General features: G+C 36.6%; 13 protein-coding genes. 12 read left to right on the top strand and 1 reads right to left on the bottom strand.

All coding sequences use genetic code 11. The features are described 5' to 3' along the window. Positions 1-23: 23 nt before the first annotated feature. On the bottom strand, positions 24-2,492 hold the full coding sequence (locus BST86_RS03975; protein WP_105982136.1) for a S9 family peptidase: 2,469 nt from the start codon (positions 2,490-2,492) through the stop codon (positions 24-26). 124 nt (positions 2,493-2,616) lie between these two features. Here BST86_RS03975 and mnmE point away from each other — a divergent pair, with 124 nt between their 5' ends. The 12 genes from mnmE (at position 2,617) to BST86_RS03915 (ending at position 15,077) form a co-directional block, all read left to right on the top strand. After that, positions 2,617-4,053: a tRNA uridine-5-carboxymethylaminomethyl(34) synthesis GTPase MnmE gene (mnmE, locus tag BST86_RS03970; RefSeq protein ID WP_105982135.1), complete on the top strand. Its 1,437-nt coding sequence runs from the start codon at positions 2,617-2,619 to the stop codon at positions 4,051-4,053. Positions 4,054-4,196: 143 nt separating this feature from the next. Next, the gene (locus BST86_RS03965) at positions 4,197-4,631 is read left to right on the top strand and encodes a helix-turn-helix domain-containing protein (protein WP_242446455.1); all 435 of its coding nucleotides are present in this window, start codon (positions 4,197-4,199) and stop codon (positions 4,629-4,631) included. Between the two features lie 11 nt (positions 4,632-4,642). Next, a complete protein-coding gene (locus BST86_RS03960) occupies positions 4,643-5,749 on the top strand; it encodes a site-specific integrase (protein WP_105982134.1) in 1,107 nt (368 codons plus the stop codon). 4 nt (positions 5,750-5,753) lie between these two features. After that, positions 5,754-7,088 carry a DUF6617 family protein gene (locus BST86_RS03955; RefSeq protein WP_105982133.1) on the top strand — a complete coding sequence of 445 codons (1,335 nt, stop codon included), beginning with the start codon at positions 5,754-5,756 and terminating at the stop codon, positions 7,086-7,088. A 105-nt stretch (positions 7,089-7,193) separates the two neighbouring features. Continuing rightward, the gene (locus BST86_RS03950) at positions 7,194-7,487 is read left to right on the top strand and encodes a helix-turn-helix domain-containing protein (RefSeq protein WP_105983935.1); all 294 of its coding nucleotides are present in this window, start codon (positions 7,194-7,196) and stop codon (positions 7,485-7,487) included. Continuing rightward, on the top strand, positions 7,447-8,382 hold the full coding sequence (locus BST86_RS03945) for a hypothetical protein (protein ID WP_172443311.1): 936 nt from the start codon (positions 7,447-7,449) through the stop codon (positions 8,380-8,382). The genes BST86_RS03950 and BST86_RS03945 overlap by 41 nt, the downstream gene beginning before the upstream one ends. A 54-nt stretch (positions 8,383-8,436) precedes the next feature. Continuing rightward, positions 8,437-8,721 carry a helix-turn-helix domain-containing protein gene (locus BST86_RS03940; protein WP_105982131.1) on the top strand — a complete coding sequence of 95 codons (285 nt, stop codon included), beginning with the start codon at positions 8,437-8,439 and terminating at the stop codon, positions 8,719-8,721. A gap of 68 nt (positions 8,722-8,789) precedes the next feature. Next, positions 8,790-9,089 (top strand): helix-turn-helix domain-containing protein, encoded by a 300-nt coding sequence (locus BST86_RS03935; RefSeq protein WP_105982130.1) that lies wholly within the window; start codon positions 8,790-8,792, stop codon positions 9,087-9,089. Positions 9,090-9,093: 4 nt separating this feature from the next. Next, on the top strand, positions 9,094-11,004 hold the full coding sequence (locus BST86_RS03930; RefSeq protein WP_105982129.1) for a DNA methyltransferase: 1,911 nt from the start codon (positions 9,094-9,096) through the stop codon (positions 11,002-11,004). A 4-nt stretch (positions 11,005-11,008) separates the two neighbouring features. Then, the gene (locus BST86_RS03925; protein ID WP_105982128.1) at positions 11,009-11,560 is read left to right on the top strand and encodes a hypothetical protein; all 552 of its coding nucleotides are present in this window, start codon (positions 11,009-11,011) and stop codon (positions 11,558-11,560) included. Then, complete coding sequence (locus BST86_RS03920; protein WP_105982127.1) at positions 11,560-14,160, top strand: DEAD/DEAH box helicase family protein; 2,601 nt, start codon at positions 11,560-11,562, stop codon at positions 14,158-14,160. Before BST86_RS03925 ends, BST86_RS03920 begins: the two co-directional genes overlap by 1 nt. Before the next feature lie 14 nt (positions 14,161-14,174). Then, complete coding sequence (locus BST86_RS03915) at positions 14,175-15,077, top strand: DUF5655 domain-containing protein (RefSeq protein WP_105982126.1); 903 nt, start codon at positions 14,175-14,177, stop codon at positions 15,075-15,077. Positions 15,078-15,932: the final 855 nt, after the last annotated feature.

Genomic DNA, 15,932 nt, shown 5'->3' with positions numbered 1-15,932 from the left:
CTCCGATGATGTTTTAGGCCTGATTAGCCCTTCATCTTGGCATCTGTTTTCATTTCGTTGGAAGTTGTGGGCTTGTTCTTGACATATTTTTCAAGCCACTGATCTTGCTCCCATAACACGTGAAGAATTGACTCTTTTGCCGCATAACCATGGCTTTCCTTAGGTAGCATCACTAACCTTGCTGTGGCTCCTAATCCCTTCAAAGCGTTGAAATAACGTTCACTTTGCAATGGATAGGTACCACTATTGTTGTCTGCCTGTCCATGCACCAATAGAATAGGCTCATCCACTTTTTCTGCATTCATGAATGGTGACATCGTGTTATAAATGTCTGGTGCTTCCCAGTAATTGCGTTCTTCACTCTGGAAACCAAAAGGTGTCAAGGTTCGATTATAGGCTCCTGATCTCGCGATACCAGCAGCAAATAAATCAGAGTGCGCAAGTAGGTTTGCTGTCATGAAGGCGCCATAGCTGTGACCACCAACTCCTACTTTATTTCTATCGATGTAACCCATCTCGTCCACGGCATCAATGGCAGCTTTGCCGTTTGCCACTAATTGCTTGATAAAGGTATCGTTAGGCTCTTCATCTCCTTCACCTATGATAGGGAAAGCAGCATCGTCCAGCACGGCATAGCCCTTCATGACCCAGTACACAAAACTACCATAGCTAGGATAGATAAACTCGTTAGGGTTTTGGGTGTTTTGACCAGCGCTGGCCGCATCCTTATATTCACGAGGATAAGCCCATACCAGCATAGGAAGCTTCTCCTTTTTCTTCATGTCATAATTAGGTGGTAGATAAAGAGTCGCACTCAAGTCCACACCATCATCACGTTTATAGGTAATCAGCTCTTTATGGACATTTTGCAATCCAGAAAATGGATTCTCAAAAAAGCTGATTTGATCCAGTTTATTTTTCTTTTCAATGTTGCGTATGTAGTAATTGGGATATTCTGTAGGACCTTCAATTCTTACCAGAATTTTTCCTTTATCCATATCCAGCGCCTCCACCAGCGTTTCCTTTTTATCTGTATAAGCAGATTCATATAAACGTTTAGTCGTTGCCGCGTTCAGGTTCATTTGATCCACAAATGGGAATTGGCCTTTATCACTGTAGCCATCGCCCATTAAATAAACATTGCTGCCGTTTAGTTTTAGGACACTGTTGCCGTATTCATTTTTAGTGGTAACAAAATTACCAGGGTCTGAATACACATCTTGATAACTGCGGTCAAAAATCACCTTAGGTTCAACCGTGTTGTCTGATGGATCAAAAACATAGGTTCTTGTATTTCTTGTATTCCACCAATAATCATAAGCAATCGCTGTATTCTCATCACCAAACAAAATTCCTGAAAAACGGTCTTTAGTCTTAAGCAACTCTGTAGCTGTGCCTTCATTAAATGGAGCTTCCCAACTGTAAACAACATCACGATAAGGAACTTCCCTTTCTGGATCGCCACCATCTAGAACCTCTGCATACATCAAAGTATGAGGTTTATCTGCTCGCCAGCTCATGTTGCGTTTCCCTTCACGTTCTGCCATGAATCCTTGAGGCATCTCTTCTATGAGTGGCACTTCATTTACCACAGTTACAAGATTACCAGCCGCATCATAAACAGTAGATTTTTGAGGGAATCTACCATAAGTTACTATATAAGAAAACGGTTTTTGTAACTGGGAAACCATCACGTGAGAACCATCTGGTGAAAAGCTCACGCCTGTGTACATAGCACCTGGCAAGAAATCTGTCGCGGTGCCGTCAAGGTTTACTTTAACCAATTTGCTAAGTGCAAGCTGCTCAAAATTGTGCTCGTCTGCCGGGTTTTTCAAAAGATCCTGATAGGTTCTATTCTGGGCTTTAGATCCATCACTGGTAGAGATCGTAGGACCTTCTGGAATGGCGACACTGGTATCGATTAGAGGTTGACGATTTTCTGCCAGCATTTTTACGATTAGAGATTTACCGTCCTCAAACCAGTCAATAGGGTTACCCATATTGGCATTCACGGTATCATCAGTCAATTTACGGGCACTTGCCGTTGCAATATCCAGTACCCAAACTTCAGTACCATTAGACGTAGTATGCGTCATGGCGATCATGGATTCATCTGGCGACCAGTTCACGTTAGAGAGTTTGGGTTTTGCAGGCAATCCAGTTACCGGTTTTACTTCTTTAGAGCCTACTTTTTGAATCGCAACCTTGTCATAAAATGTGGTACGACTACCTATGTTGGTTTTAGGATTGATACGTAGACCGCCCAATCGCATTTCTTCTTCAGACAAATCTGCAATGGATTTGTAGGTATCCCGATACAGCAGTATCATGTTTTCGGCCTTTTCGTCAATGAGTGCCGATGGTGGTCGATCATAGTCCACCAGTTTCATTATTTCTTCAGACGGTTGTTGATAGGTAAGTTTTTCTTGTGAGTTCGCTTTCGCGAAAGCGATATAAATCATCGCGATACAACACAGTTTTATTATTCTCATGAGTTCAAAAATTTTATGTCTTAAATATAAAAAGAGAAAAGATGAAAAACTAGAGATTGATAAGCAACCCAGCTAATCTATAGTAGAAAATGCATAACAGCGTTTTAGAATGTACCTTTGTAGTATGTACAAAAACGATACGATTGTGGCGCTTGCGACGCCGGCTGGTTCTGGTGCCATTGCAGTGGTGAGGCTTTCTGGTCCAGAATCCCATGATATTGCTGCGGCTATTTTTGTTCCCGCTTTTGCGAAAGCGAACTCAAAACCAACAGCCAAACTCTATGAAAGACTGCATCCCAACACTGTAACTTTGGGACACGTTTATGACGGTGACCGTATCGTAGATCAGGTGCTATTGACCAGATTTGATGCGCCCAGATCTTACACCGGTGAGCACGTAGTTGAGATTTCTTGCCATGGTTCCATCTACATACAGCAGGAAATCATAGGATTGTGTTTGAAACAAGGTGCGCGCATGGCGGCTGCCGGTGAGTTTACCCTACAGGCATTTCTCAATGCAAAAATGGACTTATCACAAGCAGAAGCCGTTGCAGACCTGATTTCTAGTGAAAGCGCCACGGCCCACCAAATTGCGCTGCAACAGATGCGAGGTGGTTTTTCTAGCGAGCTCCAAGATTTGCGCAAGCAATTGCTCAATTTTTCAAGTATGATTGAGTTGGAACTGGATTTTAGCGAGGAAGATGTAGAATTTGCCAACCGTGACGACCTCAAGGTTTTACTGGCTAATGCCCAAAAAACTTTGCGCAAGCTTATTGATTCTTTCGCGCTGGGTAATGTATTGAAATCTGGTATTCCCATCGCGATTGTAGGAGAACCCAATGTGGGAAAATCAACCCTTTTGAATGCCTTACTCAACGAGGAGAAAGCTATTGTGAGCGAGATCGCCGGTACGACGCGTGATAGTATTGAGGATGAGATCAATATTGACGGCATCAGGTTTAGGTTTATAGATACTGCAGGCATACGTGAGACGACAGATACTATTGAAACCATGGGAATCCAACGGAGTTATACAAAGGCAGAACAATCCAGACTTGTTTTATATCTGCTAGATGCGACACAGCTGGATTCCAATCCGCGAATAGTGCATTGCCTGATGCGCATCCAGATTTTGAAGGAGCGCTTTCCTGACAAACCGGTTATTGTTGTCCTCAATAAACTTGATGAAATCACGGGATTACAACACGCCGAAATCACGAAACAAATCAAAAAACGCTCGCCAGAAACGATCGTTATCTCACTTAGTGCAAAATCAGGTATTGGAGTTGACGAGATGAAAGAGGCATTGGTCGCCAGCTTTCAAAGCGGTGCTTTGAGCGGTGATGATAGCATCGTGAGCAACGCCAGACATTACGACGCTTTGCAAAAAGCCTATGCTTCACTTCTAGAAGTCCAGCAAGGAATCGCTAATGATATTTCCAGTGAATTTCTCGCTATCGACATCAAAGCTACCGCCGAATCTTTAGGTCTCATTACCGGCGAGATCACCAATGACGAGCTGTTGGGTAATATTTTTAGTCAGTTTTGCATCGGGAAGTAACCCTCTTTCTCTTATTTCGTAACTGCTTGTTATTGTTGATATTATTAAATTTTTACCTCTCTTTTTTGTTGCCTTTTTGCTCTTTATAAGATAAATTCGTTTCCTATTTGTTGCCCATTATACAGATTTGTTGCCCAAATCTGATGGCAACAAACCTGGGAGAGATGATGCACCATATTGCCCCATGTTGCACCATTTCGCTACTTAATGCACCATTTATGAGCAGCAACTTACATATTCCTAAAAAATGCCAGCAATGTGGCAATGCCTTCATCGCCCGAACTACAGTAACCAAATACTGCGGAGATAGATGTGCTAAGCGTGCGTACAAAGCACGCAAGCGTGCTGAGAAAATAAAGGCTACGCTTGAAGAAGAAATGCAACCAAAGGTTGCTATTCCTTCAAGCACTAATTCCATAAACCAAAAAGACTTTTTGAGTATTTCTGAAGCATCACAACTTATTGGTGTGAGCAGATGGACCATACAAAGAATGATTAAACGCGGCCAGCTTAAAGCTGTCCCGTTTGGAAGAAAACATATTGTCGCCCGATACCATATTGAATCCTTATTTAACTAACGCCGTACCTGATGAAAGTTACATTGAGACAACGCAGAAAAGGTAAAAAAATCAGCCTCTATCTTGACTATTACCAAAATGGAAACCGAAGCTATGAGTATTTAAAACTGTACTTGTATCCCGAACCAGAGCAGGGTAAACTCACAAAAGCCCAAAGAGACGAAAACAAAGCTTCCTTAGAATTGGCAGAAAGCATACGTGCTAAAAAGCACGTTGCTATTCAAAGCGGTTTGTATGAGTTTCAAGACAAGGAGAAGATGAAGGGCAACTTCATCAGCTACTTAGAGGTCTTAGCAGAAAAGCGCAGCAGTAGTAAAGGGAATTATGGCAATTGGCTTAGTCTGGTTAAACATATGAAAGCTTTTCAACCTTTAGGTATTTCGTTTGCTGAAATAAATAAACAATTCGTTGAGGAGTTCAGAGAATACTTGGACAAAAAAGCCATTGGAAGAGCTAATAAACAACTTTCACTCAACACAAAGTATTCTTACTTTGGTAAGTTTAACGCAGCCCTTAAACAGGCTGTAAAAGACGGAATCTTAAAGCTCAATCCAGCCGATCAGGTTAAAGGTTTCAAACAAGGTGATGCAGAAAGAGAGTTTCTTACCCTTGACGAATTGCAAGCATTGGTCAAGGTAGATTGTGAGCTACCAGAACTTAAAAAAGCGTTTATATTTAGTTGTCTTACTGGATTAAGATGGAGTGATATTGAAAAATTAGTGTGGTCAGAAATGCAACATTCTAAAGAGAACGGTCATTACATCAGATTCAGGCAGAAAAAAACGAAAGGGTCTGAAACATTAAACATCTCTGAACAAGCAAGGGGTTTATTAGGTGACGAAGGCAAACAGGATGAGACGGTTTTTAAAGGGTTGCACTACAGTGCCTGGACAAACCTTAAATTACAGCAATGGGTGATGCAAGCTGGAATCAGCAAAACAATAACATTTCACTGTGCACGACACACCTTCGCAACATTACAGTTAACCTTAGGAACTGATATTTATACAGTTTCAAAGTTATTGGGGCATAAGGAATTAAAGACGACACAGATTTATGCTAAAGTAATCGATCAGAAGAAAATGGAAGCCGCTAATCGTATCCAATTAGATTTATAAAGCCATGGAGAAGCCTTACATTGAAATTGAATCTAAAGATTTTATTCAGTACCCATTTGAAACTCAAAAACCTGATGGCTATGAGCTACCTGAAAACTATCCCAATTGTTGCGATAGCCACATCCATAATTATAAGCTCCTAAAAGATTACTTAAAAAAGTTTCCAAATTGTTGTCAAAAGCATAGAGAGTTTTTTGAACGATTTAATTTTAATAAAAAGCAGATTTATGGAAACACTCCTATTTGGATTCTCAACTCTGTACAGTACACGCATTTTAAAATTCTAGAAGCTTTACCTAAAGAGGATTGGTTTGAAGATATTACAGAATACATAGAATATTGTGCTTGGAGTATGGGCACTCCTGCCATTGGATCCCACATTTATATAGAATTAGTTACTTTATTCATTCAAAAAAAAGAAGTCAAAATTCCGTTTGAAAAGAGGAAAGCGCTTTTAAAATATTTTAAGGAGATTGAAAACACAAATCCTGCAAATGAGAAGGTTAGTATCAATCTACTTTATAATATTTATCAAAAATGGTTAAATGCGTTTCCTTTTGATCTGCATTTCTTCAAAGAATTGAAACCTTTTTTTTCAAGTAAATTCCCTGTTCTTCATGGAATAGAGCGAACTAATCGGTATTTAGGAATATCAAAAGCCAAAATAGTTACTCCTACAGAGTTAGTGCAATTTCTTTCTAGACAAACTAACGAACTACTCTCTTGTATAGATACTGTTCAATTAGTCAATGATGGGTATATAGACGATGCTAAAAAAATAAAGATTGACTTTATAAATCAGGCACACAGGGCAACTCAAAGAGAGCTAACAGTTCAATACAACAAGGGCGAAAAAAAGTACATCAGAACAATTAAAAAATGGCTCGACAATGAGAAAGAATACTTTAAAGAGATTGAACCTCAATTAAAGGCCGCTCCTGCTAGCGCAGCTCGCAAGCCTAAGGAACCTATTAAAACCTTCGGTTTTAAAGGAGACAGCGCTCCACTACTCTCAACGCTCAAATCATTACAGCTTAGAGTAAACCTACTTAAAGAGGATCATACAACCGTAGAGCAATTGCATACGCTGCTTATCTCTAAAGACTTTTCCAATTTAGGAATTAAAGTACATCTAGACTGTGAAACCACGCAATTCCGATATATAATAAAGAAGATGAAGGATCATTTCACAAGGTTTAGACCTATAGATATATCAGACTCACAATTATTTTTAAGCAGCAATTCTTCATTACTAAATAGTTCAAATCTCAGTTCAGCTAACATCGATGACCCTAAAGAAAAAGAAACCATAGACAGAATATTTAAGGAAATGCAATAAAATACAATGACTTTACTGACTTAAGTCAGTACCACATCATGGATGCTTTCGCTGCGCTCAGGCATCACTATTTCTTTGTTCACATAATCATAAAATCAAATGACGATGGAACAAGAAATCATTCTTCAAAAACTCGCAAACATTGAGACGATGTTGCAAGAGCAAAACCTGCTCAAAAAAGAAGTGTTGAATCTAAATGAGGCTGCCGCCTATTTAGACATCAGCGCATCACACCTTTACAAACTAACCAGTCAAAAGCAAATACCGCACTTCTGTCCGCAAGGAAAGAAGCTGTATTTCAATCGCACAGAATTAGACCAATGGTTGCAACGCAATCGACAGATCACCACTGACGAGATTGACGCGCAAGCTACAGAATACCTCATTAGAAATAGTTAGTGAGGTGTACGACACCATCCACATAGAAAAGCAGTTACAAACACTGCCAGATAAGGCTATGCAAAGATCTACAGAGCCTTTTGAATGGTGTAACCTACTGTGGATTCCTAAGTACCATAGAAGCGGCTTAGTAACCGGTTACACTTCCAGTATTAGAAATCTATGGCTTTCACTTAGAGAAGATAAATTATTGATCAGGAACTCCTTACAAAAATTCTATATGGGTAACAATTATGAAGTGTTCGCTTTCGCGAAAGCAGTACAAGCCCTAAAGCTTCTGGATGACTATTTCCCTTTCAGCATCTACGATGCCGAAGTGAAACACGTTGCCTGCGGCATCGTAATTCAAGAGGACGCACAACTCATTTTTGAAAATTGGGCCGACTACAAAGGGAAGTTCCCTCATGTGATGCGCAATGGCACTAAGGTGTACGGAGCACACTATAAAGCGACAGACTACAATATAAAAGGGTATGATAAAACCTATGAAGTAAGTATTAGCGATCGCCAGAAATTAAACGCTCCCTATTTTAGGTTTGAAATTGAAGCTAAAGCGAAATACTATAATACTCGCAAGGATCCAATACCCATTTATACGGTGAGCGATTTAGTAAGTAAAGAGAATTACGATCGATTAGCAAGTAATCTGTTAGATACCTATCAAACCATAAAAAAGAGACCTCTTATTCCCTATGTTGCTTTACAGCCTAAAGAAATAAGATTGATAGCGGTAATGAACGATAAAAAGGCCGTAAACGGTTTAAAAAAGTACCACAAGCATAGCTATAAAACAGACCGCAAACGATACACAGCTCTAATAAGCTCATTACAACAGAACCCTTTTGAAAACCAAGTAGAAGAAAAATTGAAATCAACAATCCAACAGCATCTATAATATGATGTTTTTCAACTTGTAATATACCCTAAAACAGGGGTAAAAATAAAAGCCATGGAACTACAGCACCCAAACAAAGAAAGATTAAAATCCATAGAGAATCGATTAGAGAAATTAACCTCAGAGTTATCCACTATTAAAAAGACGGCATTACAAGCACTTTTAATTGATAATGCAGACTTCTTAAAATTAATGAACATAAGCTCAAGCACCGCTCAAAATTGGCGTAACAAAGGCATCATTGCGTACTCTCAAATAGAAAATAAGATTTATTACAAAGTCAGTGATATTGAGCAGTTACTGGATCTTCATTACAGACCGTTTAAAAGAGCTAATTAAAAAATTAGTTGTTATTTCTTCTTATGAATTTGTCTATTTTTAACAAATCATTTATAGACAAGCGTAAAATGAACAAATTCGGTGACTTAATAAGGTCTAAAAGAGAAGAAAAGGAAATGTTACTAAGACATTTATCTGCCGAGCTAGACATTGATACCGCAATGCTTAGTAAAATAGAAAGAGGAGAAAAAATAGCAAAAAGGGAACATATAGAACCTTTAGCAAAACTTTTCAAAATTGATTATGATGAACTGTTCTCACGATGGCTGGCAGATCAAGTATTTCAATTGGTAGAGAATGAAGGACAAGCATTGAAAGCTTTAAAAATTGTACAAAAAGAATTGAAAACCTTAAAGAAAAACTTTTAGATAAATGAATTTATTCGAACATATAAAATCTGTACTGTCAGAAAATGAAACCTTTTGTAAGGATGGCGTTTTATTTAAAAACTCTGTAGTAGAAGCTGGTTTAAAACTTGACCCAAAGTTACTAAAGCTTTTACTCAAAGATGATAAGGCAAGAAAACATTTCTTTACTGAAATAGATGATATTACAGTATTTGATAAAACTAAGTTTCAAAAGTTTGTATCTAACAAGCAGTTTCTTCCGGATAGCTTCACCGCATTCAAAAACAGGATCGGGCTAACCGCTAATGGAGAATACCTAACAGAAGCCAATGAAGTAGTTTTAGATTTCCCTTACAAGGACTGCGTCCTTGAAGGTGGTCAAACTAAAGAGGATCAAAAGCGACAAGAAATATTTTGGAATGAAACTCTTGCACCAGATGAAATAGATAGACTTTTTGAGCCAAAAGCATTGTGTAATTGGAAAAAATATACAGCCAAAGGAATAGAGACCAAATTCAAAGCAGGTAATAACGAAAATTACATAATAAAAGGGAACAATCTACTTGCTTTACATACAATCAAAAAAACATTCAAGTCCAGGATAAAACTGATTTACATAGACCCACCGTACAACACAGGTAATGATGGCTTTAATTACAATGACAGCTTCAATCATTCAGCTTGGTTAACTTTTATGAAAAATAGAGTTGAAGTTGCAAGAGAATTACTCTGTTCAAATGGTGTAATATTTATAAGTTGTGATGACAATGAATTTGCTTATCTGAAAGTATTAATGGATGAAGTGTTTGGAAAAGAAAATTTTATTGAAATGTTCTCTTGGAAAAAATCAGACACACCTTCAAACCTACCTAAAAAAAGCAAAAAAGTATTAGAGTATATTTTGTGTTATGAAAAAAATAAGGATAATGTAAAATATAAGGGCTTTACCAGTGAATCTAAAAGTAGTAATGGCTTATTAAATAAGGTAAACAAGGTTGGAATATTAACATTTCCACCAAGCATTGTAGATACAGGTTTAGCGAATGGTAAATATACGAAAGGTAAATACGGCACTGATAAGTATTCAGTTGAACTATTAGAAGATACTGAAGTTAAAGATGGTTTTTTCATAAAACCAATAATATTAAAAAGCAACTTCAAATGGGGACAAACTAAACTTGATGAAGAAATTGATAGAGGTACAAAAATTTCAATCCGCACAAAATCTTTATCACCTTCCTATATGAAAATAGAATACGAGCCAGAAGTACCAATTAACTACATAGATAGTTCAATGGGAGTGCATACAACTGAAAATGCAGGTAAACAGTTGACTAAACTTTTTGGAAAAAGTGTTTTTACATATCCTAAATCGGAAAGCTTGATAGAATATCTAATCAATATGGTTTCTAACAAACTAACTAAAGATGATTATATCCTTGACTTCCATTTAGGTAGTGGAACTACTTGTGCCGTAGCCCATAAAATGGGTTTCAATTATATTGGTATTGAACAAATGGACTATATCGAAACTGTAAGTGTTGAAAGACTTAAAAAAGTTATTGATGGAGAACAGACTGGAATATCTGAGAAGCTCGAATGGAAAGGAGGTGGCTCTTTCATATATGCTGAATTAGCAGAGTATACTCAAAAAGTCATTGATAAAATTATTAATGCCTCAGACAGTAATGCTATTCTGAAAATTATCAATTGTATCTCAGATAACTACTATATAAAACACAATATTGAAAGCAATCTTTTATCGAATAGTATTGAAGAAATAAGTTCATACAGTATAGATGAGCTAAAATCAACCGCAATAAGTTTAATAGATAAGAATTATATGTATGTGAACTATGCTGACCAGGAAGATAGCACCTTCGATATATCTGAAACAGACAAATTGCTTAACAATACATTTTTTTCTACAATCTAATAATATGATAATAGATACAAATTTTAAGGAACTCAAAGAACGAGCATATCAACAGGCTAAAAAAATGGTTGACAATGGGCTGTATTCAAGATTTGGTTTATCCTTAAATCAACGAATAGATAAAGCTCTTTTAGGTTGTTTAGGTGAATTGGCTTTTGAAGAATTTTTAAAACAAAATAATGTATCATATTCATTGGATACTTCTGATTTTACAAAGACTAATTCTGATGAATATGACTTTTTAATAAACGAAAAAAAAATAGACGTAAAAGTTGCTAAGAAAACTACTCAACGGCCACCTAATGACAATTGGACTTATGGCTATCCTGAAGAGCAAAACCCTTCTTCAAAAGACTTTGTGGTTGTTGGATGGATTGATTTTAATAATGAAGTTATAGGATTTTACGGGTGGATTAAAGGAAGTCAAATAGCAAAATATACCGTTGTTACCCATAATTCTTTTGCAGGATATAAATATATGACACCGAATCACGAGTTCAAATGGGGAGCAATGAACAAAGATTTTGATGCACTTATTCAAACGCTAAAAAACTGATGCAAACACTTGAACGACAACTAACAGCAGGTATCAATATGAATTTTATTCCTATTGAAGTGCCTTCTTATATACATACCAATCTTAACCCAGCTTTTGCCTTACGTCCATACCAGTCAGAAGCATTTGCAAGGTTTAAGTACGTTAGTTCTGATTATCAGCAAAGAATAAAGCCTACACAATTATTATTTCATATGGCAACAGGTAGCGGTAAAACCCTAATTATGGCAGGATGCATTCTGCACCTCTACCAATTAGGCTATCGCAATTATATTTTCTTTGTCAATAGTTCTACCATTATTGAAAAAACCAAAGACAATTTCCTCAATAGCTTATCCTCAAAGTATCTATTCAATCAGAGTATCTCTATTGCAGACCAACAAATTCAAATCAAAGAAGCAGACAATTTTCAAGCGGTAAATGATGATGATATTAATATAGTATTCAGCACTATTCAAGGCTTACATACAAGATTAAATACGCCAAGAGAGAACAGTATTACTTATGAAGATTTTGAAGATAAGAAGATAGTTTTAATATCAGATGAAGCCCACCATATCAATGCAGAGACTAAAAAAGGAAAGCTCAATAAATCTGAAAAAGAAGATATGATAAGTTGGGAAAGTACAGTAACTAAAATCTTTAATGCTAACATTGATAATTACCTATTAGAGTTTACCGCAACAGCTGATTTACAGAACCCACTAATCAATGAAAAATACCAGGACAAACTGATATTTGATTATCCATTGAAACAGTTTAGAAAAGACAAGTACTCAAAAGAGGTTAAAGTATTACAAGCCGAATTAGACCAGTTCCAAAGAGCACTACAAGCCATCATACTTAGTCAGTACAGGTATAAAATTTTTGAAAATAATTCTTTGTCTACAACGCCAGTAATTCTATTCAAGTCTAAAACCATTGCAGAAAGTCAATCATTCTTTGCAGAGTTTGTAAGCTCGGTAGAGAAATTGAAGCCAAGCGATATTCAAGCCATCCAAAACTCAAATAAAGGTAATGTTATTGAAGAAGCATTTACTTACTTCAATGCAAATGACATTACAATACCAAATCTTATCGCAGAGTTGAAAGAAGACTTTAGCGGGAATAAATGTATCGTAGTTGATAGCAAGTCTGATAGTGAAGAAAAGCAATTAATAGTTAACAGTCTTGAAGATATAAATAATGAATATAGAGCAGTATTTGCAGTTGATAAATTGAATGAAGGATGGGACGTTCTTAATCTTTTTGATATTGTGCGATTATACAATACTCGAGATGCTGACCATAAGAGCGGTAAAGTTGGTAAAACAACAATGTCTGAAGCTCAGCTTATCGGTAGAGGTGCAAGATATTGCCCATTCAAACTTTCAGACGAACAAGAATTGTATCAAAGAAAATATGATGATGATTTAACCAATCCAGTAAGAGTTTGTGAAGAGCTTTATTATCATTCTGCATATAATCCAAAGTATATATCTGAACTTAACAAAGCATTAGAGCAGATAGGTATTAAGGACAGCAGAACAAGAGAACTTCCTTTGTTTGTTAAAGAGGATTTCAAAAATTCAGACTTCTATAAAAAAGGAATACTCTATGTCAATAAGCAAGTAGCAAATGACAGGAAAGATATTGAGGAATTAAACAAGGATACTAGAGAAAAGGAACGAAAGGTAAAATTAACAACAGGCTTCACTACCGTTTCAACAGCTTTTGAAAATACGACCGCTGTAATTCCCAACGGTAAGCCAAAGGTTCACCATTTTAAAGATTTTTCAATGTCTATAAAACGTAAAGCCCTTAACAAGTTAAGGTTTTACCGCTTCAATAATTTACAACATTACTTCCCTCATTTAACTTCCGCAAGTGAATTCATCACAAGTGATAAATACCTCAATCCTGTAAAAATTCTTTTTACAGGTACAGAAGAACAAGTGAATAATCCAACAGCTGAAATGAAGTTGGAAGCAAGTGTAAAAGCGTTAGATGAGATAGCAAAAGAAATACAAGCGGGTTCAGTTGAGTATAAGGGTACTAAATCGTTCACACCACAAGGAATAGAATATACTTTTAAAGATAAGACCCTAAATATTACAGTAGGTGAAGGAAATGCAGAGTATGGTATCCCTCAATCGAGAACAACAAATAGTGCTTTACAATTAGATCTATCTACAGTTGATTGGTATGCTTTCAATGAAAATTATGGTACTGACCAAGAAAAGTATTTAGTTAAGTATATAGAACAAACCTATGACAGCCTTAAAGCTAGATACAGCGATATCTATTTACTGAGAAATGAGAAGCATTTCAAGTTATACTCTTTTGATGACGGGAGACCATTTGAACCGGATTTTGTACTATTTCTTAAGGAAAGCAAAAAGAGTAAACCAATTATCTATCAATTATTTGTAGAGCCAAAAGGTCAACAACATATAGCCGGTGATAAATGGAAAGAAGATTTCCTTAAACAAATCGAGCAAGAACATAAGTTGGATACCGTATTCGAGAATAAAGAATTCAAGCTCATCGGCATGCCTTTCTATAATGAGCAATTAAAAAAGAATGAATTTGACGGTGAAATTCAAGCAATCATTGATTAAATAAAGGATATATTATGATAATATATGATTATAAAGGTGATAGATTATCCAAAATTAATATAAAACCATTTACACTTGAACGTGAAATTCAAACAGTATTTGAGAATGACCTCGAAAAAATAATGGGCTTGTCACTTATTAAGTCTGAGCTTACAATCAAGAATAGACGTATCGATACTCTAGCTTTTGATAGTCATTCAAGTGCTTTTGTAATAATTGAATACAAAAGGGCTAAGAATATTAGTGTAGTTGATCAAGGCTTTACCTATTTGAGTTTAATGCTCGAAAATAAAGCAGACTTTATTCTAGAGTATAATGAGACTTTAAAGCAAAATTTAAAACGTACTGATGTTGATTGGAGTCAAACAAGGGTTGTTTTTGTTTCAACAGGTTTTACCGAAAATCAAAAGACAGCAACAAACTTTAAAGATATTGCTATTGAGTTGTGGGAAGTAAAGCGATATGAAAATAATTTAATCAGCGTAAATCAAATAAAGAAAAGTAAATCTGCAGTAAGTATTAAACCTATTACATCGAGTAATGCGCAGTTAGCTAATATTACTAAAGAAATTAAAGTTTACTCAGAAGAAGACCATACATTAAATAAGTCCGATAATGCTGTAGAGTTGTATGAAACATTAAAAGATTCTATTCTTAACTTTAACGAAGACATAGAAATTATACCACGAAAGAAAAGAATTGCATTTAAAGGTAATCGTATTATTTGCGATATATTAATTCAAAAAAGCGGTATAAAACTATGGATAAACTTAAAAAGTGGTGAACTCGATGACCCAAAAAACTTGATGCGTGATGTTTCTAATGTTGGTCATTGGGGTAATGGAGATTATGAATTAGTAATCAAAAATACAGACGATTTAGAATACATAATGAGTTTGATTAAACAAGCTATTTGATAAGTGAAATTACATCTAATTCTTTATAACCCCACACTCAAGGCACTTACTCGTTGATTCGTTCCGCAAGCAACACTCATTCACTCACAAGAGCCTGCCGTTCCGCGCGGCACTAGCTATAACGCTACCACACCTTATGGTCATAAGCTGCTACAGCATTACAGCCAGTACCTTTTGCCTTTGCGCTCTTTAATTTTGCAACTAAGTAACTTCTGTAATAGCAGGAATGATTCAGGAAGGCAGGTAATATGGTATATCTCAGTCATTACATTTTGTTCCATAAATCATATCTGCAAGAGCTTTATCTATAAACTCAGGATCCTGGAACTTTCTAGTACATTAGTAAACATCAGCTTCAAATTCACCCGCTCTTGCATATACCATAAGAACCGCTGCCTTACGCACAGCGACGGCAAGACGGTTCTTACTTGATTTATTCCACACATTTCATTCCTTCGATATCCGCAATTCTCTTGCACCCATACCCAATAAGGAACGCTGCGCTATGCTTTTTTATGGGTACAACCATTGCTGAATGTTTTGCGAGCCTGCGTCCGCTACGGGCTTCAGGATGTCACAGTTTTTGTGCCGGCCATGCTGCAATAAGAAACCCACTGCCAGTAGAATACTGCTGATAACTAGAACTCAAAATATCACAGTTTTGAACCTTTAAAAATAAAAATCTTTGCACACAGTGTCTTACTTATTTCAGCCGCTCGCAAGAGCCGCTCAATCTTTCGGTAATTGAAATCCATACCTCTCTCCTTTTTCAATTACCTCTCTCTATCACAGCACTTGCCCTCCCCTCTCGGAACAAAAAACAGCGCCATCCCTCGTGTCAAGAAATGAACGTGA

It is taken from the genome of Nonlabens agnitus, from assembly GCF_002994045.1.
In the GTDB taxonomy this organism is placed as follows: domain Bacteria; phylum Bacteroidota; class Bacteroidia; order Flavobacteriales; family Flavobacteriaceae; genus Nonlabens; species Nonlabens agnitus.
Note: the sequence above shows the minus strand (reverse complement) of the source record. Positions and strands in the feature narration are given on the sequence as shown.